The 24,323-nt window shown below is 63.9% G+C and carries 21 protein-coding genes; 6 read left to right on the top strand and 15 right to left on the bottom strand.

Annotated elements, in window-relative coordinates; translation table 11 throughout:
• Positions 1 to 8: 8 nt before the first annotated feature.
• A complete protein-coding gene (dapE, locus tag J2X42_RS01570) occupies positions 9 to 1,145 on the bottom strand; it encodes a succinyl-diaminopimelate desuccinylase (RefSeq protein ID WP_310161482.1) in 1,137 nt (378 codons plus the stop codon).
• A 50-nt stretch (positions 1,146 to 1,195) separates the two neighbouring features.
• Between dapE and dapD the strand changes: the two genes are divergently transcribed.
• On the top strand, positions 1,196 to 2,224 hold the full coding sequence (gene dapD / locus J2X42_RS01565) for a 2,3,4,5-tetrahydropyridine-2,6-dicarboxylate N-succinyltransferase (RefSeq protein WP_310161479.1): 1,029 nt from the start codon (positions 1,196 to 1,198) through the stop codon (positions 2,222 to 2,224).
• A 20-nt stretch (positions 2,225 to 2,244) separates the two neighbouring features.
• Positions 2,245 to 3,099, top strand: coding sequence for a hypothetical protein (locus J2X42_RS01560; RefSeq protein ID WP_310161476.1), 855 nt, complete (start codon positions 2,245 to 2,247; stop codon positions 3,097 to 3,099).
• A gap of 40 nt (positions 3,100 to 3,139) precedes the next feature.
• Here J2X42_RS01560 and J2X42_RS01555 read toward each other — a convergent pair whose 3' ends face one another.
• Both J2X42_RS01555 and J2X42_RS01550 read right to left on the bottom strand, forming a co-directional pair.
• The gene (locus J2X42_RS01555) at positions 3,140 to 3,751 is read right to left on the bottom strand and encodes a hypothetical protein (protein ID WP_310161474.1); all 612 of its coding nucleotides are present in this window, start codon (positions 3,749 to 3,751) and stop codon (positions 3,140 to 3,142) included.
• Between the two features lie 67 nt (positions 3,752 to 3,818).
• Complete coding sequence (locus tag J2X42_RS01550; RefSeq protein WP_310161473.1) at positions 3,819 to 4,463, bottom strand: TetR family transcriptional regulator C-terminal domain-containing protein; 645 nt, start codon at positions 4,461 to 4,463, stop codon at positions 3,819 to 3,821.
• Between the two features lie 123 nt (positions 4,464 to 4,586).
• On the opposite strand from J2X42_RS01550, the gene galE reads away from it, so the two are divergent.
• A complete protein-coding gene (gene galE, locus J2X42_RS01545; RefSeq protein ID WP_310161472.1) occupies positions 4,587 to 5,600 on the top strand; it encodes a UDP-glucose 4-epimerase GalE in 1,014 nt (337 codons plus the stop codon).
• A gap of 146 nt (positions 5,601 to 5,746) precedes the next feature.
• On the opposite strand, the gene J2X42_RS01540 is transcribed toward galE, so the two are convergent.
• The 3 genes from J2X42_RS01540 to fdxA form a co-directional block, all read right to left on the bottom strand.
• Complete coding sequence (locus J2X42_RS01540; RefSeq protein ID WP_310161471.1) at positions 5,747 to 7,030, bottom strand: citrate synthase; 1,284 nt, start codon at positions 7,028 to 7,030, stop codon at positions 5,747 to 5,749.
• 230 nt (positions 7,031 to 7,260) lie between these two features.
• Positions 7,261 to 8,409 carry a succinyldiaminopimelate transaminase gene (dapC, locus tag J2X42_RS01535; RefSeq protein WP_310161469.1) on the bottom strand — a complete coding sequence of 383 codons (1,149 nt, stop codon included), beginning with the start codon at positions 8,407 to 8,409 and terminating at the stop codon, positions 7,261 to 7,263.
• A gap of 14 nt (positions 8,410 to 8,423) precedes the next feature.
• Positions 8,424 to 8,750 (bottom strand): ferredoxin, encoded by a 327-nt coding sequence (gene fdxA, locus J2X42_RS01530; RefSeq protein ID WP_009356972.1) that lies wholly within the window; start codon positions 8,748 to 8,750, stop codon positions 8,424 to 8,426.
• Between the two features lie 131 nt (positions 8,751 to 8,881).
• Between fdxA and J2X42_RS01525 the strand changes: the two genes are divergently transcribed.
• A complete protein-coding gene (locus J2X42_RS01525) occupies positions 8,882 to 9,133 on the top strand; it encodes a hypothetical protein (protein WP_310161462.1) in 252 nt (83 codons plus the stop codon).
• Between the two features lie 94 nt (positions 9,134 to 9,227).
• Here J2X42_RS01525 and typA read toward each other — a convergent pair whose 3' ends face one another.
• Positions 9,228 to 11,156, bottom strand: a complete 1,929-nt coding sequence (gene typA / locus J2X42_RS01520) for a translational GTPase TypA (protein ID WP_310161460.1) — start codon at positions 11,154 to 11,156, stop codon at positions 9,228 to 9,230.
• Between the two features lie 269 nt (positions 11,157 to 11,425).
• Between typA and J2X42_RS01515 the strand changes: the two genes are divergently transcribed.
• Positions 11,426 to 12,274, top strand: a complete 849-nt coding sequence (locus J2X42_RS01515; RefSeq protein ID WP_310161459.1) for an SGNH/GDSL hydrolase family protein — start codon at positions 11,426 to 11,428, stop codon at positions 12,272 to 12,274.
• Positions 12,275 to 12,332: 58 nt separating this feature from the next.
• Here the strand turns inward: J2X42_RS01515 and J2X42_RS01510 are convergent, their stop codons facing one another.
• The 6 genes from J2X42_RS01510 to ychF all read right to left on the bottom strand — a co-directional run bounded on the left by J2X42_RS01510 (position 12,333) and on the right by ychF (position 20,999).
• Complete coding sequence (locus tag J2X42_RS01510; RefSeq protein ID WP_310161457.1) at positions 12,333 to 14,039, bottom strand: ABC transporter ATP-binding protein; 1,707 nt, start codon at positions 14,037 to 14,039, stop codon at positions 12,333 to 12,335.
• Positions 14,040 to 14,050: 11 nt separating this feature from the next.
• Positions 14,051 to 14,995, bottom strand: coding sequence for an ABC transporter permease (locus J2X42_RS01505; protein WP_310161456.1), 945 nt, complete (start codon positions 14,993 to 14,995; stop codon positions 14,051 to 14,053).
• Positions 14,985 to 15,914, bottom strand: a complete 930-nt coding sequence (locus tag J2X42_RS01500; protein ID WP_310161454.1) for an ABC transporter permease — start codon at positions 15,912 to 15,914, stop codon at positions 14,985 to 14,987. The genes J2X42_RS01505 and J2X42_RS01500 overlap by 11 nt, the downstream gene beginning before the upstream one ends.
• Positions 15,915 to 16,040: 126 nt before the next feature.
• Positions 16,041 to 17,726 carry an ABC transporter substrate-binding protein gene (locus J2X42_RS01495; protein WP_310161451.1) on the bottom strand — a complete coding sequence of 562 codons (1,686 nt, stop codon included), beginning with the start codon at positions 17,724 to 17,726 and terminating at the stop codon, positions 16,041 to 16,043.
• Between the two features lie 277 nt (positions 17,727 to 18,003).
• A complete protein-coding gene (locus J2X42_RS01490) occupies positions 18,004 to 19,767 on the bottom strand; it encodes an ABC transporter family substrate-binding protein (protein WP_310161450.1) in 1,764 nt (587 codons plus the stop codon).
• 146 nt (positions 19,768 to 19,913) lie between these two features.
• On the bottom strand, positions 19,914 to 20,999 hold the full coding sequence (ychF, locus tag J2X42_RS01485; RefSeq protein WP_131131407.1) for a redox-regulated ATPase YchF: 1,086 nt from the start codon (positions 20,997 to 20,999) through the stop codon (positions 19,914 to 19,916).
• Between the two features lie 135 nt (positions 21,000 to 21,134).
• Between ychF and J2X42_RS01480 the strand changes: the two genes are divergently transcribed.
• A complete protein-coding gene (locus J2X42_RS01480; RefSeq protein WP_310161449.1) occupies positions 21,135 to 22,349 on the top strand; it encodes a DNA recombination protein RmuC in 1,215 nt (404 codons plus the stop codon).
• Positions 22,350 to 22,364: 15 nt separating this feature from the next.
• On the opposite strand, the gene J2X42_RS01475 is transcribed toward J2X42_RS01480, so the two are convergent.
• Entirely contained in the window at positions 22,365 to 23,444 is a 1,080-nt protein-coding gene (locus J2X42_RS01475; protein ID WP_310161447.1) for a 4-hydroxy-3-methylbut-2-enyl diphosphate reductase, read from the bottom strand.
• A 9-nt stretch (positions 23,445 to 23,453) separates the two neighbouring features.
• Positions 23,454 to 24,302, bottom strand: a complete 849-nt coding sequence (locus J2X42_RS01470; protein ID WP_310161445.1) for a hypothetical protein — start codon at positions 24,300 to 24,302, stop codon at positions 23,454 to 23,456.
• Positions 24,303 to 24,323: the final 21 nt, after the last annotated feature.

Below are 24,323 nucleotides of genomic sequence, written 5' to 3'. Positions count from 1 at the left end.
TTTTGCCGCTAGGCCGAAAGCCAGCTGCGCAACGCCCGCAGGCACTCGCGGATCGCGTCCGCGTCCACGTGCTCGTTGTCCTTGTGCGCCAGCAGCGGGTCGCCGGGCCCGAAGTTCACCGCCGGGATTCCCAGTTCGCTGAAGCGCGCGACGTCGGTCCAGCCGTATTTCGGTTTCGGCTCGGCTCCGACGGCAGCCACGAAGGACGCGGCAGCGGGATGGTTCAGGCCGGGCCGCGCGCCGGCTGCAGCGTCGGTCCGGACGACGTCGAAACCGTCGAGCAGTTCGCGGACATGCGCTTCTGCCTGGTCCGGGGACTTATCGGGCGCGAAACGGTAGTTGATTTCCACCACGCAGCGGTCAGGGATGACGTTGCCGGCCGTGCCGCCGTTGATCTTTACCGCGTTGAGGCTCTCACGGTAGTCGAGTCCGTCCACGTTGACGGTCTGCGGTTCGTAGGCGGCGAGCCTTGCGAGGATCGGGGCCGCGGCGTGGATGGCGTTGCTGCCCATCCAGGCGCGGGCGGAGTGTGCGGCTTCCCCTACGGTGGTGGCTTCGAAGCGGCTGGTGCCGTTGCAGCCGCCCTCTACCGTTCCATGGGTTGGCTCCAGGAGGATGGCGAAATCGCCGTCGAGGAGCCCGCCGTGGTTGCGGACCAGGCGGCCCAGCCCGCTCTTGACCGCTTCCACTTCCTCGTGGTCGTAGAAGACAAAGGTGACGTCGCGCGCGGGTTCCGCGCCGCCGTCGAACATGGTGGCTGCCAGCGCGAGCTGGACAGCGACGCCGCCCTTCATGTCCGTGGCTCCCCGCCCGTACAGGACCCCTTCGCCCGGGATGCCGGATTCCCAGCTCGAGGGAACCGTGCCCAGGGCCCCGTCGGTGACCGGCAGCGGAACGGTGTCCAGGTGCCCGGCCAGGATGACGCGTTCCGGCCGTCCCAGCTCCGTCCGGGCGATCAGGGAGTCGCCGTCACGCACAATGTGCAGCCCGGGAATGGTACGAAGGGCGTCTTCGACGGCGTCGGCCAACTCCGTCTCGTTCCCGGACACGCTGTTGATGTCCATGATCGCGGCGGTGAGCAGGGAGACGTCCTGGCGGAGGTCCAGCGGCAGGACGGAGGCAACGGGTGCGGTTTCGGCAGTCACGTTGCCAGTCTAGTTCGAACCCGGGGCCCCGCTCTCGATAGACTGGGCCCATGACTGAGACCGCTACTTCTGCCGTGCCCGAAAACCAGAACGCAACCGCTGATGCCCGCTCCGCCTATGGCTTCGGCCTTGCCACCATTGCCACCGCCAACGGTGACGCCACCGTCCTGGATGTCTGGTTCCCGGCGCCTGCCCTTGGAGTTGCCGCGGAGAACCTGCGTGCCGTAGAGAACGCGGACCCGGTCCTCGCCACCATCGCGGCCGACGGAGCCGACGCGGACCGCGGTACCGAGCAGAAGGTCGTTTTCGTCCAGATCAACCTGGATGAGGCACCGGCAGACACGGCCGATGCCTACCTGCGGCTGCACCTGCTTTCGCACCGCCTGGTGCGGCCGAATTCCATTAACCTGGACGGCATCTTTGGCAAGCTGCCCAACGTGGTCTGGACCAACTTCGGCCCGGCCGTCGTGGAGGGCTTCGAGCTGACCCGCGCCAAGCTGCGCAAGCGCGGCGCTGTCACCGTCTACGGCGTCGACAAGTTCCCGCGCATGGTGGACTACGTGGTGCCCGCCGGGGTCAGGATCGCCGACGCCGACCGCGTCCGCCTCGGCGCCCACCTCGCCGAAGGCACCACCGTGATGCATGAGGGCTTTGTGAACTTCAACGCCGGCACCCTGGGGACCTCCATGGTGGAGGGCCGCATTTCCGCCGGTGTCGTGGCCGGTGACGGCAGCGACGTCGGTGGCGGAGCGTCCATCATGGGCACCCTGTCCGGCGGCGGCAAGGAAAAGATCGCCATTGGCGAGCGCGTCCTGCTGGGCGCCAACTCCGGCGTGGGGATCAGCATCGGCGATGACTCCGTCGTCGAGGCTGGCCTGTACGTCACCGCCGGCACCCGCGTGCGCGTGGTCGGCCCGAAGGACGCCGACGGCGAGGACACCACCAAGGTCGTCAAGGCTGTGGAGCTCTCCGGCGTCCCGAACCTCCTGTTCCGCCGCAACTCCACCACCGGCGCTGTGGAGGTCCTCCCCCGCAAGGGCCAGACGGTGGAACTCAACGACGCCCTGCACGCCAACTGATCCGGGCGGCTCACCCTTCAGTGGCACGTCGACGTGGCCTCCACCGGCCCCTGGTGCTGCTCCTCACCCTGGCACTGGTAGGAGGCGGCGTCTACACGGCCGTGTCCTTCCTGCAGCGCTCCGAGACGCTCGTCTCTGAGCGCTGCACGGCCGTGGTTGGCTCCCGGACGGCGGAGCTGGCCACGGACCAGGCGGTGAATGCCTCCCTGATCACCGCCGTCGCTGTCCAGCGCGGGCTGCCGCCACGGGCCGCGACGATCGCCCTCGCCACCGCCATGCAGGAATCCAAGCTGCGCAACATCGGCCACGGCGACCAGGCCGGCCCCGATTCGCGGGGCCTGTTCCAGCAACGGCCCTCGCAGGGGTGGGGTACGGAGGCGCAGGTCATGGACCCCTACTACGCGGCCAACGCGTTCTACGACGCACTGGTCAAGATCCCGGCCTACGAATCCCTGGAAATCACCGACGCCGCCCAGCGCGTGCAGCGCTCCGCCTACCCTGGGGCGTACGCCCAGCACGAGGAAATGGGCCGGTTTTTCGCGTCGGGATTGTCAAGCCAAACGCCCGGGTCCGTGCACTGCACGTTGCGCTCCCCCGACGCGCCGGGCGATACCGCCCAGGTCGCCACTGAACTCTCCCAGGCCTACGGTCCGCTGGCCGCCACGGCCGATGGGCAGACGCTGACCGTTGAAGCCAGCGGGGCCCAGGCCTGGTCGGTGGCACAGTGGGCTGTCGCCAATGCCAAGGGCCTTGCCGTCACCGACGTGTCTGTTGCCGGGCGAAGCTGGAGCCGCGCTGCAGATGAAGGGTGGCAGGTGTCCGATGCCGCCGACGGCGAAGTCAGGATCACCGTCTCGCCCGCCGTCGAAAACTGACGCTTACCCGGGGTGCCGGGCCGGCCTTGGCTGAACGTGCTCAGACGAGCATTTCCACCACGGGCTGGACGTAGCTGCGGAAGAGCTCGGGCTGGGACATCAGCTCGTGGCTCATGATGATCTTGTCCGGTTCGAGGTACCACGCCCGCTGCTCGTTCAGGGGCAGTTCGATGATGGTCAGGTTGAAGTCCCGGGAACCCCGACCCACCTCCATCAGGCGGTCGTCAACCATGTCATCGAGCAACTGGTCGGAGCCGCTGGCCACCCTCTCTGCTTCCAACTCCGCATACTCGCTGCGGCGCTCCCGGGCCCATGTCAGGGCTGCACCAAAGTGCGCCTGCAGGACCCGCTGCAGGGCCGGCGAGTTACCGAAGGCCTCGAAGTCGGGCGGAGTGAGCTCCGGCAGCATCTGGGGATGGGCCTTGAGCAGCTGGTCCCACCATGCTTCCCATTCCGTCTTGAGGGCACTGAGCCCGCCCACTTCGGCCGTCAGATGGGTGTGGTCCGCATGGCGGATCTTCGGGGTGGCGTGGGACAGTGCAGGACGGCCCGCGCCGTCCAGTCCGGCGGCATCACGCACATACAGGGCGATCATCATTGGACCTGATGTGTCCATGGTTATCTGCCAACCGGAACCGCCTGTGTGGTGCATCCCTTGTCCTTCCGTGGCGTGCGCTGTACCGGCGTGATGTCCGGATCTGCTTCCCCCGGCTCCCAGTCTATTCCCGAAGCTGTCCGACGTTAACGGCCTGACCAGCGGACATGCCGACAAGGTGCCGTTCCAGGACGTCACGGCACATCTGCGCGGTCATCCACTCGGGCTGCAGCAGGGCGTGCATGCACAGGCCGTCGACCGTGGCCAGGAGCCGTTCCGCCTCGATAACCAGGGCCTGCTGCCCGCCGCCGTTGTCGGGCATAAGTGCCGTGACCAGCTGGCCGACGACGGCGGCCACCCCGCGGTGGCTCCGGTCAGCCTCGGCAGCCAGGAAGGGCCTGATGCGGGCCGCGTTTTTGAAGGCCATCCACACGCAAGCGTCCACCGCACGCTCCTCGTCCAGCGGCAACATTTCACCCAGCAGTGTTAATACAGCCTCGTGGTATCCCGGGGCGCCCGGCGGCAGGGCTTCCAGTTTCGCTTGGGCAGCGGACAGGCGGAGGAGGATGCGGTCCACGACGGTGGCAAAGGAGAAGCTCAGGAGCTCCTCACTGCTTGCGAAGTAATGCCTGACTGATCCGACCGCCAGCCCCGCCTCATCGGCAACTTCACGGAGCGAGGCCCGCTCCAGGCCGTCCACTGCAATGATCCGGAAAACAGCGTCGACAACTTCCCCGCGCCGGACTTCGGCATCTACGATTTTTGGCACTCCTCCTTTTTAACACACATGTGCTGCAAAGATGGTTTTCTGTCTGCGCGTTTCCGGCCCGGGCCATGACCGGTATCCGGAATGGCCGGGCGTCGCGGACCTCAAGTGGGATAGCGTTGAGGCATGAAAATTCTGGTCACAGGTGGCACCGGGTACATCGGCTCCCACACAGTTTTGTCCCTGCACGAAGCCGGCCACGACGTGGTGGTGATCGACAACCTGGTCAACTCCAGTGAGGAGTCCCTGCGCAGGGTTGCCGAGCTCAGCGGAAAAACCGCCGAGTTCCACAACGTGGACCTGGTGGACGAGGCCGCAGTGGAAGCAGTGTTCGCCAACGCCGGGATCGACGCCGTCATCCACTTCGCCGGCCTCAAGGCAGTGGGCGAATCGGTCCGCGAACCGCTGAAGTACTACTACAACAACCTGGTGGGCACCCTGAACCTCATCCGGGTCATGGACCGCCACAACGTCCGCTCCCTCGTCTTTAGCTCCTCCGCCACCGTGTACGGCGAGCACAACCCCATCCCCTACGTGGAAAAGATGGAAATCGGCGCCAACAACCCCTACGGCCGCACCAAGGAACAGATCGAGGACATCCTCTCCGACCTCGGCGACGCCGACCCCCGCTGGCACATCGCCCTGCTGCGCTACTTCAACCCCGTCGGCGCACACCCCTCCGGCCGCATCGGCGAAGACCCCCAGGGCATCCCCAACAACCTCGTTCCCTTCATCGCCCAGGTCGCCGTCGGCCGCCGCGAAAAACTCATGGTCTTCGGCGGCGACTACGACACCCCCGACGGCACCTGCCTGCGCGACTACATCCACGTCGTCGACCTCGCCGAAGGCCACGTCGCAGCCCTGAACCACGTCACAGACCGCACCGGAGTGTTCCGCTGGAACCTCGGATCCGGCAAAGGCTCCTCCGTACTGGACGTCCTGCGCTCCTTCGAAAAAGCCGTCGGCCAGCCCATCCCCTACGAAATCACCGGCCGCCGCGCCGGCGACCTCCCCGCCTTCTGGGCCGACGCCACCTCAGCCCTGGCAGACCTCAGCTGGTCCACCACCAAAACCATCGACCAGATGTGCGAAGACCACTGGCGCTGGCAGAAAAACAACCCACTCGGCTACACGGCTTAACAGCAACGCGGGGTCACTTTATACCCCTTCCAAGGCTTGGGATGGGCGTAATGTGACCCCGCGTTGCTTTGTTGGTGAAGAAAACAAAAGCGGCCGCCCACCTCTCGCGAGGTGGGCGGCCGCCGTCGTAGGTCAGCGGGCGGGGATCAGCGGACCGGGTAGTCGCGCTCGGGCTCGCCGATGTAGAGCTGCCGCGGGCGGCCGATCTTGGTGTTGGGGTCGCTGATCATTTCACGCCACTGCGCGATCCAGCCCGGCAGGCGGCCGATCGCGAAGAGCACGGTGAACATCTTCTCGGGGAAGCCCATGGCCTTGTAGATCAGGCCGGTGTAGAAGTCCACGTTCGGGTAGAGCTTGCGCTGGATGAAGTAGTCATCATTCAGTGCCTTCTCTTCCAGGCGCATGGCAATGTCCAGCAGTTCGTCGTTGCCGCCGAGCTTGCTGAGGATCTCGTGGGCCGTTGCCTTGACGATCTTGGCACGCGGATCGTAGTTCTTGTAGACACGGTGTCCGAAGCCCATGAGGCGGACGCCGTCTTCCTTGTTTTTGACCTTCTCCATGTAGTCCTCGGGCTTGGTGCCGTCGGCCTGGATCTGGCGGAGCATCTTCAGCACGGCTTCGTTGGCGCCGCCGTGGGCCGGGCCGAAGAGGGCGTTGATGCCTGCCGAGACCGATGCGAAGAGGTTGGCGTTGGAGGAACCCACCAGGCGCACCGTGGAGGTGGAACAGTTCTGTTCGTGGTCGGCGTGCAGGATCAGGAGGAGGTCCAGCGCCTTGGCGATGACCGGGTCCACCTCGTACTGCTCGGCCGGGAGGCCGAAGCTCAGGCGCATGAAGTTTTCCACGAGGTTGTGGGAGTTGTCCGGGTACAGCATGGGCTGGCCGATGGACTTCTTGTGCGCGTAAGCGGCGATGACCGGCATCTTGGCCATGAGGCGGATGGTGGAGACTTCCACCTGCTCGGCGTTGAACGGGTCCAGGGAGTCCTGGTAGAAGGTGGACAGTGCCGACACTGCCGAGGACAGCACGGGCATCGGGTGCGCGTCGCGCGGGAAGCCGCTGAAGAAGCCCTTGAGCTCTTCGTGCAGGAGGGTGTGGCGGCGGATCTTCTGGTCGAACTCTTCCAGTTCCGTGGCGCTGGGCAGGTTGCCGTAGATCAGCAGGTAGGAAACCTCGAGGAAGCTGGAGTGCTGCGCCAGCTGCTCGATGGGGTACCCGCGGTAACGCAGGATGCCCGCATCGCCGTCAATGTAGGTGATAGCGGAGGTGGTTGCTGCGGTGTTCATGAAGCCGGGGTCAAAGGTGACTGCGCCCGTCTGCTTGAGCAGCTTGGAAACGTCGTAGCCTTCGTTTCCTTCAACAACCTGGATGCGCGGGAGCTTGAGCTCGCCTCCTGCATGGTGCAGGGTTGCGCTGTTGGTCTCAGTCATGGAGTCCCCTTCATGAGGCGCCTTGGGCCTCTGTCGAAAGCTTGATCCAACATCAGGTGAGCCGTGGCACCGTCCCTGTTCATCCAGGAATCCAACACCCGGGCTGCCTTCTTGTAGAAAGCCACCATTGATAGTCACTTAAAAAGTACCGCTCCTTGGCGGGTGTCACTAATCGGCGACGTTCGTAAATGCCCTAAAATGGCCCCGTTGTGGCGCGAGTCACACGATTGTTACGCGGCTGCGGCGAGCCGCGACACCGCGGCGTTGATCCGTTCGTCGGTGGCTGTCAGCGCCACGCGGACGAACCCGTTGCCGGCCTCGCCGTAGAAAACGCCCGGGCCCACCACAATCCCGCGGTCCGCGAGGCGGCCCACGGTGTCCCAGGTGCCCTCGCCGGCACTGGACCAGAGGTACAGCCCCGCTTCGGATTCCTTGATCTCCAGCCCGAACTGCTGCAGCGCCGGCACCAGCCGTTCCCTGCGTCCGCGGTAGAGATCCTTCTGGGCCAGAACATGTGCGTCGTCGCCCAAAGCCACACGCATGGCTTCCTGTACGGGATAGGGAACGATCATGCCGGCGTGCTTTCGGCTGTTGACCAGGTTGGCCATGATTTCCGGATCGCCGGCCACAAAGGCAGCCCGGTAGCCGGCCACGTTGGATTGCTTGCTCAGGGAGTACACGGCGAGCAGCCCCTCGTGCGACGCGCCTGCCACGCGGGGGTCCAGGATGCTGGGCACGGGCTCGCCTCCGCGCTGGACGTCCCAGGTGCCCCAGCCAAGCTCGGCGTAGCATTCATCCGATGCGACGACGGCTCCCTGTTCCCTGGCCTGCGCCACCAGCGACCGCAGGGATTCAACGTCCCTGACGCTCCCGGTGGGATTGCCCGGGGAATTCACCCAGATCAGGCGTACCCTCGAGCGGGTGGTTTCATCCAGCTCATCGAGGTTGTCCGTGGCGACCGACGTGACGCCGGCGAAGGTGGCACCGATGTCGTAGGTCGGGTAGGCCACCTTGGGACGGACGACGACGTCACCCGGCTTGAGTCCCAGCAGCAGGGGCAGCCACGCAACGAGTTCCTTGGAACCGACGGTGGGCATGATGTTTTTGGGGTCCAGGCCCGGAACGCCGCGGCGCCGGTCGAACCAGGCGGCGATGGCTTCCCGCAGCGGGATGGTGCCGTGCACGGTCGGGTAGCCGGGGGCGTCCGCGGCGGCTTTGAGGGCCTCCTGGATCAGCGCGGGCGTCGGGTCAACGGGAGTGCCGATCGAGAGGTTGACGGCCCCGCCGGGGTGCTCCGCAGCCCTGGCCAGGTACGGCGCCATGGCCTCCCACGGGTAGTCGGGCAGGCTCAGGCCAAAACTGTTCACCGCTGCGGTCACCGGGGCGTCCCGGCTCAGTGGTCTTGGTTCTGCGGGGGCAGGGCGGCGATCATCGGGTGGTCCTTGCCCGTGTTGCCGATCTTTGCGGCGCCGCCGGGCGAGCCGAGGTCGTCGAAGAATTCGACGTTTGCCTTGTAGTAGTCCGCCCACTCATCGGGGGTGTCGTCTTCGTAGTAGATGGCCTCCACCGGGCATACCGGCTCGCAGGCACCACAGTCGACGCACTCATCCGGATGGATGTACAGCGAACGCTCACCCTCATAGATGCAGTCGACCGGGCATTCCTCAATGCATGCCTTGTCCTTGACATCTACACACGGCTGCGCGATTACGTACGTCACGTCCCTTGCCTCTCCACGTTGTTTCCGGCGACCGCCGGCAGTTGCATCCGGCACGCTGGCCGGACTCTTGACTTCTGAGCCTATTATCTCCCAGCCCGTTCCTGCGAACCTAGCGGGGCCCATAGTATGAAGTGGTGAGACCCACCCAGCCTACGCCCCAAGAGTTTCTGGCAGCCGCCGCGCCCGGGACCAGGGTGGTGGTCCGCTACCGGATCGCCGGCGGGGGCCTCACTGACGCGCTGGGCCACCTGGTGGACGCTGACGACGGCGACTGCACCGTGCGTACGCGGCAGGCCGACGTCGTGATCCCCCTGGAGCTTGTGGTGGCGGCGAAGGAAGTCCCGCCCGCCCCGCCGCGGCGCCCGGCGCGCACCAGCGACTGAGCGCAGGCGGCTACCGGACTTAAAACAAAACTGCCGGTACGACGGCGGGGTTCCCGCCTGCCGTACCGGCAGTTTCAGTAAGGGCTGTTTGTGACTAGACCTTCGCGCGGGCGCGGTTGGCCTTGGCACGCTCGTTGGTGTCCAGGATGACCTTGCGGATGCGGATGGACTCCGGGGTCACCTCGACGCACTCGTCCTCGCGGGCGAATTCGAGTGACTCTTCGAGGGTCAGGTCGCGCGGCGGCGTCAGGTTCTCGAAGGTGTCGGACGAAGCGGCACGCATGTTGGTGAGCTTCTTTTCCTTGGTGATGTTCACGTCCATGTCGTCGGCGCGGGAGTTCTCGCCCACGATCATGCCTTCGTAGACCTCGGAGGTGGGCTTCACGAAGAAGGAGCCACGTTCCTGCAGGTTGATCATGGCGAACGGCGTCACAACACCAGCGCGGTCGGCGATCATCGAACCGTTGGTGCGGTACTCGATCGGACCGGCCCAGGGCTCGTAGCCCTCGGAGATGGATGCCGCGATGCCGGCGCCGCGGGTGTCCGTGAGGAACTTGGTACGGAAGCCGATCAGGCCACGGGCGGGAACGATGAACTCCATGCGGCACCAGCCGGTGCCGTGGTTGGCCATGTTGGTCATACGGCCCTTGCGGGCTGCCATCAGCTGGGTGACGGCACCAAGGTATTCTTCCGGCACGTCGATGGTCATGTGTTCCATCGGCTCGTGGATCTTGCCGTCGACGGTCCTGGTGACAACCTGCGGCTTGCCAACGGTCAGTTCGAAGCCTTCACGGCGCATCTGCTCAACGAGGATGGCCAGTGCCAGCTCGCCACGGCCCTGGACTTCCCAGGCGTCGGGACGCTCAGTGGGGAGAACCTTGATGGAGACGTTACCGATCAGTTCCTTGTCCAGGCGGTCTTTCACCTGGCGGGCGGTGACCTTGGCGCCCTTGACCTTGCCGGCCAGCGGCGAGGTGTTGATACCGATCGTCATGGAGATCGCGGGATCGTCCACCGTGATCAGCGGCAGCGGCTGCGGGTTCTCGGCGTCGGTCAGGGTCTCACCGATGGTGATCTCCTCGATACCGGCGACGGCGACGATCTCGCCCGGTCCGGCGGACTCAGCCGGAACGCGCTCCAGTGCCTTGGTGGCCAGGAGTTCGGTGATCTTGACGTTCTTGAGCTCACCGTTGGCACGCGCCCAGGCAACGGTCTGGCCCTTGCGCAGGGTGCCGTTGTAGATTCGCAGCAGCGCGAGGCGGCCCAGGAACGGGGAGGCGTCCAGGTTGGTGACGTGGGCCTGGAGGACACCGTTCGGGTTGTACGTCGGTGCCGGGATGTGCTCAATGATGGTCTTGAACAGCGGCTCCAGGTCTTCGTTCTCCGGAGCAGTGCCGTCTGCCGGCTGCTCGAGGGAGGCGCGGCCTACCTTGGCGGCTGCGTAGACAACGGGAACGTTGAGGATCTTGTCCAGGTCCAGGTCCGGAACTTCGTCGGCGAGGTCGGAGGCGAGGCCCAGGAGCAGGTCCATGGACTCGTGGACGACTTCCTCGATGCGGGCGTCGGGGCGGTCGGTCTTGTTGACCAGCAGGATGACGGGCAGGTGCGCGGCCAGGGCCTTGCGCAGCACGAAGCGGGTCTGGGGCAGCGGGCCCTCGGAAGCGTCAACCAGCAGGACAACACCGTCAACCATGGAAAGGCCGCGCTCGACCTCGCCACCGAAGTCGGCGTGGCCGGGGGTGTCGATCACGTTGATGGTGATGGTCTCGCCCTGGGAGGACGGTCCGTTGTAGGCCACAGTGGTGTTCTTGGCCAGGATGGTGATGCCCTTTTCGCGCTCCAGGTCACCGGAGTCCATCACTCGGTCTTCGAGGTGGTTGTGCTCGGCAAAGGAGTTGGTCTGCTTGAGCATGGCGTCGACCAGCGTGGTCTTGCCGTGGTCAACGTGGGCCACGATCGCGACGTTGCGCAGGTCACTGCGCGATGCAGTGGCTACCGCGGTGTTGGTGGTGGTTTCAGACATGCGTAATGGCTCGATTCAGTGGATCAGCTGTAAGGTATCGCAACATTTCCAACTGGAACGCACGACGGATTAGTCCCTTAGCACAGGGCACCTTCCCCCATTCTAGCCGCTGAGTCATTTATTGGCCTAAAAACTCCAGACCGTCTTCAGCGGCTGGCCTCTGGCGATACCGCAACGACACGCATTTTTTGTGAGAAATATCACTGGCTTTATTTGACTTGATGGCCCATCATGGCTGTGATACTTCAAGCACGTCCGGAGAACCACTGATGCGAAAAGCCTCGGCTCTGCGCCGCTTCGTCGCATCCGGAGTCGCTGCGGGCGTTCTCCTTTGCGGCTGCAGCCAGCCCCCTGCTCCCCCCGCTGCCTCCACAGTGCAGGCTCCCGCGTCCGGACGGTACGCGGCCCGGGGCGTGGATCCCGCGAATCTTCCTGCCGGCACCATTTACCGGAATCCGGCCAGCGGCCGGGACGAAGTGGTGGTCCCCGACATCAGCCGCACGGCACTCCTGATAGGTGATTCCCAGTCCGAGCCCGCGGACGGCTGGCCCCGCCTTGGCCTGGCCGCAATCGGTTACAAGGTCCACTTCTGTGGGCTGGGCGGCACGGGCTTTGTTGCTGCCAACGGCAAGACCGGGAACTACATTGATGCCCTGGAGCGGGGCGACTGGATGCTGCCCTACGGCACTCCCCCGCTGATCGTCATCCAGGGCGGCGGCAACGACGCCGGCAAGGGTGCCACTGACGCACAGATCGTGGCCAACGCTGACCGCCTCATCGCAGCCCTCCAGCAGAGGTATCCGGGTGTCCCGCAGGTGCTGATCGGCACGCTCGGGCGCGGAGCGAACTACGGCGGGGGCCGCCGCAGCCAGGTCGATGCCCTGCTTGGAACTGTGGCAGCACGGCACGGCATGCGGTTTGTGGGCGTCGGCGACTGGCTGACCAAGTACGGGCTCGTCAAGGACCTGAGTGACGCCGTCCATATGAATGCCTCCGGCCGCCGGTCCCTTGGCACCCTCCTCGAAGGCAGGCTGCGCGAGCTGGGCATATCAGCTCCGACGGGCGACGCGGCAGGCTCCGCGACCATCACCGAACAGTTTGTGACCGACCCCCAATAGTCCTTAAACGGGTGGAGCCGGCGCCCACAGGGCACCGGCTCCACCAGCTGACTGCGTCTCAGGCCACCTCGGGCGGAAGCATCAGCTTCGCTCCCGGAATGGCGTTGAGCAGCGCCTGGGTGTATTCCTGCTGCGGGGACTCGAAGACATCATCCGTGGAGCCTGTCTCAACCAGCTTGCCTTTTTCCATGACGCAGACGTGGTCTGCGATCTGCCGCACGACGGCCAGGTCATGCGTGATGAAGAGGTAAGTGAGGCCCAGGTTGGACTGCAGGTCAGCCAACAGGTTCAGCACCTGTGCCTGTACCAGTACGTCGAGCGCGGACACCGCTTCGTCGCAGATAATCACCTCGGGGTCCAGGGCGAGCGCCCGCGCGATTGCGACGCGCTGGCGCTGCCCGCCCGAAAGCTCGTTGGGGAACCGCTGCATGCTTGATTGCGGGAGCGCCACCTGGTCGAGCAGTTGGCGGACCTTCTTCTCGCGGCTCGCCCTGTCTCCGATCTTGTGGACGCGCAACGGCTCCTCGATGGTACGGAAGATGTTGTACATCGGGTCCAACGAACCGTACGGATCCTGGAAAATCGGTTGCACCCGCCGCCGGAATTTGAAAAGTTCCGAGGCTTTCAGCACCGACGTGTCGACGCCGTCGAAAAGGATCTTCCCGTCCGTCGGCTTCTCCAGCTGCAGGACCATTTTTGCCACGGTGGACTTGCCGGAGCCTGACTCCCCCACGATCGCAGTGGTGGTCCCCCTCGCCACGTCGAAGCTGACACCGTCCACGGCTGCGAAATCCGTCGATTTACCCAGTCCTTGCCGCAGCTTGTAGACCTTTCGCAAGTCCCGGATCTCCAGGACATGATCCGTTGCGGCCACCTCCGCATCAGGGGCGAGCAGATCAGAAGCTTCCACGCCCTGTTCCTTGGCGACCTGGATCCGGCGGCTGGCCAGTGATGGCGCGGACTCAACCAGCCGTTTGGTGTAAGGGTGCCGCGGATTCTGGAGCAACGCGAGCGAAGGTCCAGCTTCCACTACCTGCCCTTTGTACATGACAACAACCTTGTCCGCACGCTCGGCGGCAAGCCCGAGATCATGGGTGATGAGCAGCACAGCGGTACCCAGTTCGGTAGTCATAGTGTCCAGGTGATCCAGGATCTGCCGCTGGACCGTGACGTCCAATGCCGACGTTGGCTCGTCCGCGATCAGGAGCCGCGGCTGACAGGACAACCCAATGGCGATAAGTGCCCGCTGGCGCATGCCACCGGAGAACTCGTGCGGGTACTGGTTTGCCCGCCGATGGGCATCGGGAAGTCCTGCCTGAGCCAGAACCTTCGCGATGTCGTCCGGACCGCTGGGCCGGCCGTTCGCGCGAAGGGTCTCCTTGACCTGGTAACCGATCTTCCACACCGGGTTCAGGTTGGACATGGGGTCCTGCGGGACCATGCCAATGGTGTTGCCACGCAGTTCGATCATCCGTTTCTCGGTGGCATGGGCGATATCCTCGCCATCAAGAAAGATTTGCCCGGCGGACACCGCGCCGTTGTTGGGGAGGAGTCCGATTGCGGCTAAAGCCGTGGTGGATTTGCCCGATCCGGATTCCCCCACGATGGCCACGGTTTCCCCGGGCATGATGGTCAGGTGGGCGTTGCGAACTGCCTGAACCTCGCCACTGCTGGACTGGAACGTGATGGCCAGGTCTCGGATTTCCAGGAGCGGTTTCGTTCCTGAATAGCCCGCTTCGTCGACGTGAACGTCGGGAATTGTCATCTTGTTGTCTCTCATCGCTGCCGGCTTTTCGGGTCGAGGGCGTCACGCACGGCGTCACCCAACATGATGAAGCTCAGGACCGTGATGGACAAGGCTGCCGCCGGATATAGCATGATCTCCGGCTTGGTCCGAATGGAGGATTGTGCGCCCGCAATGTCGTTGCCCCAGGACATGATGCTTTGCGGCAACCCAATGCCCAGGAATGACAAAGTGGCTTCCAGAACAATGAAGATGCCCAAATCCAAAGTCGCAAGGACGATGATCGGCGCCAGGGCGTTCGGCAGGACATGGCGCAAGAGCGCCCCCACCTTCGATACACCCAGCGCGCGGGCGGCAGTTACAAAATCAGCATTCCGGACTTCGATGACAGCGCCACGAGCGATACGTGCCATTTGCGGCCAAGCCAACAAGGCGATGATCACCACTACAGTCCAGACACTCTTGTTGTCCCGGAAGGCAGGCAGCTGGGTGATAACCAGGGCGCCAAGGACCAACGGCAAAGCGAAGAAAATATCACCGAGTCTAGCCAGTACTGAATCAACCCAACCGCCGTAGTACCCCGCGACGGCACCAATCGTCACACCGATGATCACGACGCAGAGCACAGAAAGGACGCCTACAGAAAGTGAAGCCTGTGTTCCGTGGACAACCCTCGAGTAGATGTCGCAGCCCTGGAAGGTGAAGCCGAAGGGGTGTCCGCCCGTGGGACCGGCCTCGGAATTGCCGAGTTGGCAGTCGTCGTTAGGCGGGACCGTCGACAGGAGGCCGGGGAACAACGCGATGATGATCAAAGCCAGGATCAAAAGCGACGAAATGATGAACAAAGGACGACGACGAAGCTTGCGCCAGGCGTCAGCCCAAAGACTCAGCGGTGCCTGATCCGTTGTCAGGGCATCCGTTGCCTGAAGCGGCGTCTCGTCGATGGGCGCCACAAAGTGAATGTCTCTACTGGTCATAACGAATCCTCGGGTCCAGCCAGGCGTACAGGAGATCAACAAGCAGGTTGGCAACCACAAACACCAGCACCAGCACACTGACGATGGAAACAATGGTGGGGCCCTCAGTCCGCAAAGTGGCCTGATAGAGCTTGTTGCCTACGCCTGGAACGTTGAAGATGGCTTCCGTGACAATCGCACCGCCCATCAGACCGCCAAGGTCTGCTCCAAGGAACGTCACGACGGGAATCAGGGAGTTGCGCAGGATATGTGCCAGCACAACGCGGGGCCGGGACAGACCCTTGGCGGTAGCGGTCCGCACATAGTCGGCATTCATGCTCTCGCTAACGGAAGCACGCGTCAGACGAAGTACATATGCGAATGACACGAGGCCAAGCACCGTTGCCGGCAGCAACAAATTTCCCCAATCAGCATTAGCGCCGACTGTTGGTTTAGCCCAGCCCAATTGGACTCCGAAGACCAACTGGAAGACAAAGCCGAGAACGAAGGTGGGAACAGCGATGACCACGAGCGAGGCCACCAGCACGGTGGAATCGAACCAGCCACCGCGACGCAGGCCGGCAAAGACACCAAAGGCCACTCCGAAAACGGTTTGGATAACCAGCGCCTCCAAGGCCAGCATCGCCGTTACCGGAAAGACCCGTGCAAGGGACGCCGAGATCGGCTGGCCCGTGAAGTCGTTGCCGAGATTGAAAGTAAATATGTTCTGAAGGAAGAGGCCGTACTGGACCCAGAACGGTTCATCCAGGTGGTATTGGCTGCGCAATGTGTCGATGACAGCCTGCGGTGGCTGGCGGTCACCGAAGAGGGCCGCAATGGGGTCGCCGGGAAGGGCGAAGACCATGTAGTAGACCAAAAGGGTGGTGCCAAGGAAGACGGGGATTGCCTGAAGGAGCCTGCGAAGGATAAAGCGGACCACTGGATCACCAGCCTTCGAGGAGCGAAGAGAGGGGGTTCATTTGTGCCTTCCTGCCGTACAGGAGAAATGGGGGCCCGGCTTTTGGCCGGACCCCCATAAGCCTGGCGGCAAGTTAGATCCTGGTGGCTACTTGGCCGTGATGTTGTAGTAGAGGATTCCGCCATTCCAGCCGGTCTCGGCCTTCACAACGTTTTCACTCCATACGATCGCGCGTGCCTGGTCCCAGAGCGGCAGGCCGGGCAGGTCCTTGAAGAGGATCTCCTGGGCCTTGTTGAACTTATCGTTCGCCTCAGTGGTGGACTTCGCAGCGAGGCCCTCCTGGAGCAGCTTGTCGAACTCGGGGTTCGAGTACTTCTCGTAGTTGGAGGATGCGCCCGTTGCCCAAACCGGTCCGAGGAAGTTGTAGAGCGACGGGTAGTCGCCCTGCCAACCAGCGCGGGTCAGGCCCGGGAGGGACTGGGACTTGCGCAGGTTGAGTACTTCAGCGAACTTGGCGAAAGGCTGGATTTCAGCCTGGATGCCGAGGTTGTTCTTGAATCCGTTGGCCACGGCGTCAATCCATTCCTTGTTGCCGCCGTCGGTGTTCGAGGCAATCTGGAGCGGCTTGGAACCGTCGTACGGCTGGATCTTCTCGGCCTGAGCCCAGAGGTCCTTGGCTTTGGCGGCGTCAAACTTCAGGACTTCGCTGCCGGGGATGTTGTCTTTGAAACCATCGATGACCGGCGGGGCGAAGGCCTTTGCCGGAGTGCGGGTTCCGTTGAAGACCACCTTGGCGATTTCTTCACGGTTGATGGCGTAAGACAGGGCCTGGCGGCGCAGCTTTCCGGCTTCACCCTGGAAGTTCGGGTTGTAGCCCGGGATGTTCAGTGTGGAGTCGGTGGCAACCGGCTTGGTGGAGTTCCGGTCCGGGAAATCCGTGACGTAAGTCTTCAGTGCGTTGGACGGGAGCACATCGGTGATGTCCAGGTTGTTGGCCTGAAGGTCCGTGTATGCGGGGCCCGGATCGGTGTAGAACTTGAAGCTCACGCCACCGTTCTTTGCAGCGCGGGGACCGCTGTAGTCAGCGTTCTTTACGAGGGAAATCGACTGGTCATGGACCCATGAGCCGGTCTTTTCGAACTTGTACGGACCGTTGCCGACCGGGTTTTCGCCGTAGGTCTTCGGATCCTTCAGAGCGGCGGAAGGCAGCGGGAAGAAGGCTGAGTAGCCAAGGCGCAGCGACCAGTCAGCCTCCGGCTGTGCCAGCTTCACAGTGAGGGTGGAATCATCTGTGGCCTTCAGGCCGGACATGGTTTCGGCCGTAGGAGCCGGAGTGGTGGTGGTCTTGCCATCGGCAGACTTCTCGGTGGTCACTGCAGAGACGTCTGCATAGCCCTCGATGGACTCGAAGAAGAATCCATTGTTCTGGAGGTTCTTGGAGTTCGCAGCGAAGTTCCACGAGTCAACGAACGTCTTGGCGGTGATCGCTTCGCCGTTGGTGAACTTCTGGCCCTGCTTGACCTTGATTGTCCAGTTCTGGGCGTCCGGCGACTCAATGGACTCTGCCATGGCGTTGACCGGCTTACCGTCGGCGTCATAGCTGCGAAGACCCTCGAAGAGCAGCTCAACAACCCGGCCGCCGTAAACTTCGTTGGTGTTTGCAGGCAGCAACGGATTTTGTGGTTCGTTGCTGTACGCCGTGATGACCTTGTTGGGGTCGCCAGCGGATTGGCTGGCACCGTCATTGCTGCCGCCTCCAGCGCCGCAGCCGGTCAGGGCGAGCGCGGCGATGGCCACGATGCCCAGTGCTTTGGAAGTGCGCGTCAAACGCATTCCGCCTCCTATGAGTTGTAAGAGATATTCAGGGGAAATCTTTTGCTTCCCCGCAGCCTGCCCACAGTTTTCCAGTGTGACGCAGACTACATATACGAGTAGCCTAACCGCACAGAGTCCAAATACTGGTACTCCGTTGCCAAACCGTAACCGGTTAATGATCATTAGCTAGCCGGGTCGCGGAAGTTGTGCAAGTCACATGCTACTCGCAGGTAGGGGCGACGGCGAATCGGCCCTGATATCTCCCCCATAGCCGCTGTGGAGGCGGCCAGGCGCCTCAGTTCTGGCGCCACTCCCACACGTTCCACCAGACGCCCAGTGGCCCGCCGCTGGGCTTCACGCCGGCGATGCGCCCCGCAACAGCGGTGGTTCCCGTGGTCTGGTACAGGGGCAGGCCGTAGTCGCTTTCCCACACGCGTTTGTCGATGTCGGCCATCAGCTCGTCCTGTTTGGCCAGGTCCGTGGTGGTGGACAGTTGTTCCATCATCCTGTCCGCATCGCCGTCGGAATAGCCACTGAAATTGCTGCCCGCCCCGGTCCGGAAAATCTGCGGGACGCGGCCGACGCCCACGCCGGTGCTGATCCAGCCCAGGATGGCGGCGTCGTATGTTCCGCCGCCGAGGGCCTTGGCCCAATCGGCGCTGCCCTGCCCGGCGTCCAGGACACGGAATCCGGCGAGGGCCGCCGAATCCCGGATGAGTTCAAAGGCCCGCACACGGTTGGGATTGTCCCGGTTGTACAGGATCCGGATGGTGGGTGTCGTCCCGTCCAGGAGCGACGCGGCACCATCGATGTCCACGTCCGCGTAGTCTTTGGAACCGTTGTCCTTCACGGTGTCGGCGTATTTGGGGTGGGACGGAAGGAAGACGTGGGAGTCCAGGGGTTTTGCGTCGGGAATAAGGTCGCCGACGATTTCTCCCACGATGTCCTGCCGCGGGACCGTCTTCAGGAACGCCTCGCGGATCCTGCGGTCGGCGAACGGACCGGCAAAGTTCAGGTCGAGATGGTCATATCCCGACTGGCTGTACCGCTGCACAGTGATCCCCTGCGCCTCCAGTCCGCTGAACAAAACCTCGGAGCCTGCGGAAGGCTGGGGCGAGATGATGTCGGCCCGGCCAGTCTTGAGCGCGTCCACGGCAGCCGGCACCGCACCCGAGAACGTTATGGTGATGTCGTCCAAGTAGGGTTCCGGACCCCACACGTAGTCCTTGTTCCGCACCAGCGTCACCGACGTTTCCGGGACGATATCCCGCACGAGATACGGCCCGTTCGAAAGATACACCGCAGGATCCCCTGGCAGCGTCTTCGCGTCGAATCCGGAGTTCCAGAAGTTGCTGACCACCTGCAGGTCTGTATTCAGCACTGGTTTTTTCGCGTCACCGCGTGGCGCATCGCGCAGCAGCTCAATGAGGTCGTCTTCGTCGTTCAGCCCGGCCTTGGCAGCCACCACGTGGGCCGGGAGGCCGACGTCGAAGGCTACTTCCCAGTCGGCGTAGGGCGATCCGTACTCCAGCGTGATGGAGCGGCCATCTCCCCCGATTTCGGGAAAGACGGTGGTGGCCAGGCCGCTCGTGTCCGATGCTGCCGAGAAGTACTTGGTTCCCGTCCCTGCAGCGGCGTCTGCGTCGTCAAAGAAGCCGGATCCTGCGGCCCAGGCCAGCACAAGGTCCCCGGCATCAACGGCCTCTCCGTCGGACCATTTCACGCCGTCATTGACCGTGTATTTCACCTTCAGCGGCTGGTCGGAGACCTTTTCATACCGGCCGAATTTTTCGTTCCGGACCACCCGTGCGGAGTCGTCCACGTAGTAGAAGCCGGAGTGTGTGGCGTACCAGACCTTCGAATTAATGTCCGTGTTGCCGTCCGTGCTGAACGGGTTGAAGGAAGAGAGCGTGTTGACTTCGGCCACCGTGGCACTGCCACCGCGTTTCGCCTCGCCCACCACTATGGGTGCGGCTCCCCCGCCGCTGGAGCAGGCCGCAAGAAGCAGGGCCGCCGCCGCTGCGCCGCTGATGAGCTTGACCAGACGCCTGAGAGGCATGCCGTCTCTCCTTATGTGTTCCCTCTGCCGGAGGGGCCCTGGAGTCGCCAGGATCACGTCCACTGTCCTTCAGCAAGGATACTTCGTATGGTGCGGGGCCAGCACCAAAAAAGCTGCCCGGTTCATTGAACCGGGCAGCTGCGTGACTAGACGTTGAAGCGGAACTCCACGACGTCGCCGTCGGCCATCACATATTCCTTGCCTTCAATGCGGACCTTGCCGCGGGACTTGGCCTCGGCCATGGATCCGGCCTCGATCAGGTCGTTGAAGGAAACTACTTCGGCCTTGATGAAGCCGCGCTGGAAGTCCGTGTGGATGACGCCCGCCGCCTGCGGGGCCGTGTCTCCCTGATGGATGGTCCACGCACGTGTTTCCTTGGGACCGGCCGTGAGGTAGGTCTGCAGGCCCAGCGTGTGGAAGCCCACGCGGGCCAGCTGGTCCAGGCCGGACTCGTCCTGGCCGTTCATTTCCAGCATTTCCCGTGCTTCTTCCTCGTCCAGTTCCACGAGGTCGGACTCGAGCTTCGCATCGAGGAAGACGGAGTCCGCGGGCGCCACCATGGCCCGCAGCTCTTCCTGCTTTTCCGGGCTGCCCAGGATGCCTTCGTCAGCGTTGAAGACGTAAATGAACGGCTTGGCCGTCAGGAGGCTGAGCTCCTTGAGGTGTTCCATTTCCAGCTTGTCGCTTTTGATGGACGCGAAGATCGTGTCGCCGCGCTCCAGGACCGCCTGCGCAGCCTTGATGGCTGCCAGCTCGGCGGCTTCCCGCTTCTTGATCTTGACTTCTTTTTCGATCCGGGGAATGGCGTTTTCGATCGTCTGGAGGTCTGCCAGGATCAGCTCGGTGTTGATGGTTTCCATGTCCGAGCGCGGATCCACCTTGCCGTCGACGTGGATGACGTCGGGATCATCAAACACCCGGACCACCTGGGCGATGGCCTCGGCCTCACGGATGTTGGCAAGGAACTTGTTGCCCAGGCCTTCACCCTCCGACGCGCCCTTGACGATTCCGGCGATGTCTACGAAGGACACCGGCGCGGGCAACAGGCGCTGCGAGCCGAAGATCTCCGCGAGCTGCTTCAGCCGCGGGTCCGGCAGGTTCACGACGCCGACATTGGGCTCGATCGTAGCGAACGGATAGTTCGCTGCGAGCACCTGGTTGCGGGTCAGTGCGTTGAAGAGAGTTGATTTGCCGACGTTGGGCAGTCCGACGATGCCAATAGTAAGAGCCACGAGCATTGATTCTACCCGCAGCAGGCCGGGAACCTTCCAGCGGCCACCCTTGGAGGCCCGCCGGACCGTGCGGACATAGTGCCCGCCGGATTGGCGCTGCCCTAAATTGTCACAGGGGCATGCCAAAGTGAGGATATGGATGCTTTCGCCCTGATTCTTGCCCTGTTGATGCTTCTGGTGGGCGCCTTTGCCGGTGCCGCCGCCACCTACTTTTCGTTCCGCCAACGCGCACGCGCGCTGGAGGAGGATTTCGACGCCGTCTCGTCCCGCCTTTCCGAGGTCAGCGCCCAGTTCGCGGCCGCCGACGCCGAGCGGCGGCTCCTCAGCATCCAGAACCGGGAGCTGGGCGACTCGCGCAGCCAGGACGGCAATGTGCTGCGTGCGCTCGCGCCGGTGGCGGAAAAACTGACTGCCGTGCAGCAGCAGGTGGCACTGCTGGAGCGTGACCGCCTCGAGCAGTACGGGCAGCTGGCACAGCAGCTCCAGGAAGCCCGGCTGTCCGACGCCCAACTGATCCGCTCCACGCACGCCCTCGAGTCTGCCCTCCGCTCCAACAGCGCCCGGGGGCAGTGGGGCGAGGTTCAGCTGCGCCGCGTGGTGGAGGCATCAGGGATGCTCAAGCACGTGGATTTCCTGGAGCAGGTCCACAGTTCCGGAGTGGACTCCACGATCCGCCCCGACCTCGTGGTCCAGCTGCCCGGGGAAAAGCAGCTGGTGGTGGACGCTAAGGTGCCGTTGTCCTCCTACCTCGCCGCCCAGGAACTTGGTTCCGGATCAGGCATGGAACACAACAGCCACCACGCGGAAAACTCGCAGCAGACCCTGCTGGCCGCTCACGCAAAAGCCCTGCGCGCCCACGTGGACGCCCTCAGCAGTAAAAAGTACTGGGACATTCCCGGGAATACGCCCGAACTGGTGATCTGTTTCCTTCCGGCTGAATCGATCCTGGCGGCGGCGCTCATGGCGGACGCGACGCTCCTGGACCATGCCTTGTCCAGGAATGTGGTCCTGGCTTCGCCGAGCACGCTGCTTGCAGTGCTGAAATCGGTGGCCTTCACCTGGCGCCAGGATGTGCTGACGGACAGCGCCCGCGAACTGTTCGAGCTCGCCCGCCAGCTGTACGAACGGATGGGAACCCTGGGCGACAACGTGGCCAAGCTGGGATCGTCGCTGAAGTCCTCAGTGGACCGCTACAACTCGATGATCGGCACGCTTGAGGCGCGGATCCTGCCGACCGCCCGGAAGCTCAACGCCATGGACGGATCCGGTCTGGTCACGCCGCCTGCCCTGGAAGTGACGCCGCGCTCACTCGCGGCGCCGGAGCTTCAGCAGGACGAGGCGGCTGCCTGACGCTGGCTGGACTGGTCAGTCGCGCGGCCGGCGTCCGCCGAGCGCGCGGCTGACGTCGCCGGCTTCCTTGAGTGTTGCGCGGAGCTCCTTGGGCAAGGAGAACAGCAGGTCTTCCTCGGCCGTGACAACCTCTTCGACGGCACCGTAGCCATAGTCGGCGAGCAGCCGCAGGACATCCTTGACAAGGACCTCGGGTACGGAGGCGCCGGAGGTGACGCCGACAGTGGCCACGCCTTCAAACCATGACTCGTCCACTTCGTTGGCAAAGTCCACGCGGTAGGAGGCCTTGGCGCCGTACTCCAGGGCGACCTCCACCAGGCGGACTGAATTCGAGGAGTTGGCCGAACCCACGACAATGACCAGGTCCGCCTGGGGCGAGATCTTCTTAATGGCCACCTGCCGGTTGGTGGTGGCGTAGCAGATGTCGTCGCTGGGCGGATCCTGGAGGGTGGGGAACCGTTCCTTGAGAAGCCGGACGGTCTCCATGGTCTCGTCGACGCTCAGGGTGGTCTGGGACAGCCAGATGACCTTTTCGGGGTCGCGGACTGTTACCTTGTCCACTTCATGCGGGCCGTTGATGATCTGGATGTGTTCCGGGGCTTCGCCCGCGGTGCCCTCAACTTCCTCATGGCCGTCGTGGCCGATGAGGAGGATGTCGAAGTCGTCCTTGGCGAACCGGACGGCTTCCTTGTGGACCTTTGTCACCAGCGGGCATGTGGCATCGATGGTGCGCAGTCCGCGGTCCTCTGCGGACTGGACCACTGCGGGCGATACACCGTGGGCGGAGAAAATGACCAGGGCGCCTTCGGGCACCTCGTCGGTTTCGTCCACGAAAATGGCGCCCTGTTCCTCGAGCGAGCTCACGACATGGACGTTGTGCACGATCTGCTTACGCACATACACCGGCGGGCCGTAGTGCTCCAGGGCCTTTTCGACCGCTATCACAGCCCTGTCCACCCCGGCGCAATAGCCGCGGGGGGCAGCGAGCAGGACCTTCTTGGGGCCGGTCACCGGCGCAGCGGCGGATACTTCCTCAGGAGAGCGCCGCCTTCGCGGGACGGTTGGCATCGAGAGGGAAACAGCGGAGGAAGTCATTTCTCCATGCTACCGGCTGAGGGCCCGGCGCCCCCGCGAAGCGATCCCTGTCACAAGGCCGGCCGCGAGAAGCACACCGCCGGCAACCGCGGCCCCGGCCGTCCAGGACTGGAAGCTCCCGGACGCCGCCGCCGCAAAAGCATCCTTGAACATGTCGGCAACCTCGTTGCCGCTGGCCGTCCCCACGACGGCGTCCCACGCCACTTGCGAACCATAGGTCCACAGTGCGGCCAGAAGAAGCGCCCCAACGCCTGCGCTGAAAACCACCGTCCAGCGCCGGCGCGCGGCCACCAAGGCAAGCGCCAGGGCAATCCCGGCGCCGATCGCCAGTGAGTAGCCCAGCGGCGCGTACGCGGACACCCGTTCGATCCATTGCCGGTGCTCCGGCTGCCCAACGTTGATCAGCGTCTGCTCCGGCGCTTCCAGCGGCAGGCCGCTCGTGCGTGCAAGTTCCTCCGTCGCCAGCGCCACCAGTGGCGCCACATCCAAGGTGAGCGACGTGGATGAGTCCGCGGCCGGCGGCGACGCGGGGTCGGCGAAGGTTAGCCGATGGCTCTTCCTGAGCGTCTCCTCCCAAGCCGCCGGGTATCCGGGCAGTCCGGTCAGGGAACCGGCCGCCGCTTCGATCACCGGCCGGACGACGTCTGCCAGGGCATCCGGGATGGCCCCTGTGTCGATGGTTCCCACAGCTGCGGCTGCGAGCCGCTGCTGGAAGTCGGCGTCCTGGCCCAGCGGTCCCGACAGCTCCACAAAGCCGTCCTCCTGCACCACACTGCGGTCAATCCAGATCGCAGGGACGGCGACGGCGGTCAGCAGGACGCCGATGATGAGGGCCACGGCTGAAACGAAGGTGCGCAAAGCAGGTCCTAACTGGTGGGA

Source organism: Arthrobacter sp. BE255, assembly GCF_031457335.1.
Taxonomy (GTDB): domain Bacteria; phylum Actinomycetota; class Actinomycetes; order Actinomycetales; family Micrococcaceae; genus Arthrobacter.
Note: the sequence above shows the minus strand (reverse complement) of the source record. Positions and strands in the feature narration are given on the sequence as shown.

What these genes read in the sequence shown, in the direction of transcription:
- dapD (WP_310161479.1), top strand. Translation starts at nt 1,196, where the DNA reads ATGACTGAGACCGCTACTTCTGCCGTGCCCGAAAACCAGAACGCAACC.
- J2X42_RS01555 (WP_310161474.1), bottom strand. Translation starts at nt 3,751, where the DNA reads ATGCACCACACAGGCGGTTCCGGTTGGCAGATAACCATGGACACATCA.
- galE (WP_310161472.1), top strand. Translation starts at nt 4,587, where the DNA reads ATGAAAATTCTGGTCACAGGTGGCACCGGGTACATCGGCTCCCACACA.
- J2X42_RS01540 (WP_310161471.1), bottom strand. Translation starts at nt 7,030, where the DNA reads ATGACTGAGACCAACAGCGCAACCCTGCACCATGCAGGAGGCGAGCTC.
- typA (WP_310161460.1), bottom strand. Translation starts at nt 11,156, where the DNA reads ATGTCTGAAACCACCACCAACACCGCGGTAGCCACTGCATCGCGCAGT.
- J2X42_RS01515 (WP_310161459.1), top strand. Translation starts at nt 11,426, where the DNA reads ATGCGAAAAGCCTCGGCTCTGCGCCGCTTCGTCGCATCCGGAGTCGCT.
- J2X42_RS01510 (WP_310161457.1), bottom strand. Translation starts at nt 14,039, where the DNA reads ATGACAATTCCCGACGTTCACGTCGACGAAGCGGGCTATTCAGGAACG.
- J2X42_RS01505 (WP_310161456.1), bottom strand. Translation starts at nt 14,995, where the DNA reads ATGACCAGTAGAGACATTCACTTTGTGGCGCCCATCGACGAGACGCCG.
- J2X42_RS01495 (WP_310161451.1), bottom strand. Translation starts at nt 17,726, where the DNA reads ATGCGTTTGACGCGCACTTCCAAAGCACTGGGCATCGTGGCCATCGCC.
- J2X42_RS01490 (WP_310161450.1), bottom strand. Translation starts at nt 19,767, where the DNA reads ATGCCTCTCAGGCGTCTGGTCAAGCTCATCAGCGGCGCAGCGGCGGCG.
- J2X42_RS01480 (WP_310161449.1), top strand. Translation starts at nt 21,135, where the DNA reads ATGGATGCTTTCGCCCTGATTCTTGCCCTGTTGATGCTTCTGGTGGGC.
- J2X42_RS01475 (WP_310161447.1), bottom strand. Translation starts at nt 23,444, where the DNA reads ATGACTTCCTCCGCTGTTTCCCTCTCGATGCCAACCGTCCCGCGAAGG.